The sequence below is a fragment of the Burkholderiales bacterium genome, assembly GCA_013695435.1.
Taxonomy (GTDB): domain Bacteria; phylum Pseudomonadota; class Gammaproteobacteria; order Burkholderiales; family JACMKV01; genus JACMKV01.
Genome location: JACDAM010000294.1, coordinates 1 through 2034 on the forward strand (window position 1 = coordinate 1; position 2034 = coordinate 2034).

General features: G+C 58.0%; 3 protein-coding genes. All 3 read left to right on the forward strand.

What is annotated here, in order from left to right; all coding sequences use genetic code 11:
- Nucleotides 1-225: redoxin family protein (locus H0V78_14360; protein MBA2352917.1), on the forward strand; the 225-nt coding region annotated here is incomplete at its 5' end.
- A gap of 186 nt (nt 226-411) precedes the next feature.
- The gene (locus H0V78_14365) at nt 412-1164 is read left to right on the forward strand and encodes an SMP-30/gluconolactonase/LRE family protein (GenBank protein MBA2352918.1); all 753 of its coding nucleotides are present in this window, start codon (nt 412-414) and stop codon (nt 1162-1164) included.
- A 219-nt stretch (nt 1165-1383) separates the two neighbouring features.
- A partial coding sequence (locus H0V78_14370) for a carbohydrate kinase family protein (protein MBA2352919.1) occupies nt 1384-2034 on the forward strand: 651 nt, incomplete at its 3' end.

The window sequence follows — 2034 nt, forward strand, 5'->3', positions numbered from 1 at the left end:
TGCGGCGCAGAAGGTTTGAGCGATGTGGTGACGCTGTCGACCATGCGCGGCAAGGAATTCCTCAAGAACTACGGTGTTGCGATCAGCGATTCACCGCTGGCCGGCGCCGCGGCGCGCGCGGTTGTCGTGCTTGATGCCAACGACAAGGTCGTCTATACCGAGATGGTCCCGGAAATTAAGGACGAGCCAAATTACGAAGCGGCGCTCGCTGCGCTGAAGAAATAGTGCGCGCAGCAAGCGATTTGGAAACGCTGCGTCAGGAAACCTGATGCACCAAGAGTTGCTCCGCGGGAGAAAAAAGTGTTGAACAAAAAGCTCGTATTGATCGCTGCTGCGCTAACGATTTTGAGTGGGAACCTCGCCGCGAAGGACTTGCGCGTGGTCAAGGGCCTGTCATCGCCGGAATCGGTAATGGCGGCGGACGATGGCCGTATTTTCGTATCACAGATCGGCGGATTCGGCGTCGATGGCGATGGCAGCATTGCCATCATCGGGAAGGATGGCCAGATAAGCACTTTTGCCACTGGGCTCGATGATCCGAAGGGGTTCGCCCGGCACGGTGATTTCATTTACGTCGCGGACAAGATGCGCGTATGGAAAATCGACAAGAAAGGCAAGGTCACGATATTCGCGCCTGCGAGCGCGTTTCCCGCGGCGCCTCAATTCCTGAATGACGTTGCGATCGATGCCAAAGGCAATGTTTATGTTTCCGACAGCGGTGATACCAAAGTCGGGGGCGGCGGCGCAATTTTCAGCATCAGCCCCGATGGCGTTGTCAGCGTCGTTACCTCTCACGCCGAGGATGGCCGGGTAAAAAGCCCCAACGGGCTCCTGGTCGATCGAGGGTCGTTGCTCGCGGTCGATTTTGCGAGCGGTGAGCTTTATCGTATCGATTTGCAGTCGCCGCATCCGAGCAAGAAGCTCGCCGGAGGTTTCGGCGGCGGTGACGGACTCGCGCTCGATCGCGCCGGCAACTTGCATATCAGCGATTGGAAAAACGGCAAAGTCTTCAGGCTGAACCTGAAAAAGAAAGATGCCAAGCCGATCGAATACGAGCAGGACTTCCAGGCAGCCGCCGACATCACGCTCGATGCCAGCCGTAAATTCGTGCTGGTGCCTGATATGAAAGCGGGCACGCTAACCTGGCTGCCGATTCAGCGCTGAGCAGGAATTGGCAGGTTCGCGCGCGATCCCGGGAAAACCTGCCCGATTTTGCGCAACCAAGCGGCCTGCCAAGTGATTCCATTGACGCGGGCAGCGCCATGCTTGCGCTTGCAACCGCAAGCACCTCGGTACGCGAAGCCGGCGAGTTTGTGCGCATGATCGAACGCTGACAGTCGCATCGCACCTCCTCTTTTCATTCAAACTCCGGAACGAAAGCCCATGCGCACGCTGATCTGCGGTTCCATCGCCTATGACACCATCATGGTATTCCGCGACCGTTTCAAGAACCACATCCTGCCCGACCAGATTCATATCCTGAACATTTCGTTTCTGGTTCCCGAGATGCGGCGCGAGTTCGGCGGCTGCGCCGGCAATATTGCCTTCAACCTGAAAATGCTCGGCGGCGAGCCGCTGATCATGGCTACTGTCGGCGAAGACAGCGCGCCGTACGCCGAACGCTTGCAGCGCCTGGAATTGCCGCAAACGCACTTGCGAACCATGCCGGGAACCTTTACCGCGCAATGCTTCATTACAACGGACCTTGACGATAATCAGATCACAGCATTTCATCCGGGCGCCATGAACGACTCGCATCACAACCACGTCGCCGAAGCGAAAGATATCGGGCTGGGCATTGTTGCGCCCGACGGCCGCGATGGCATGCTGCAGCACGCGCGCGAGTTTGCGGATGCCGGCATCCCCTTTGTATTCGACCCGGGTCAGGGCCTGCCGATGTTCAACGGAGACGAGTTGCTGGGATTTCTCCAGCTCGCCGAATACGCGACGATGAACGATTACGAGGCGCAATTACTCGAAGCGCGCACCGCCCGCAAAATCGGCGAGCTGGCCAAACTTGTGCAGGCCCTGATT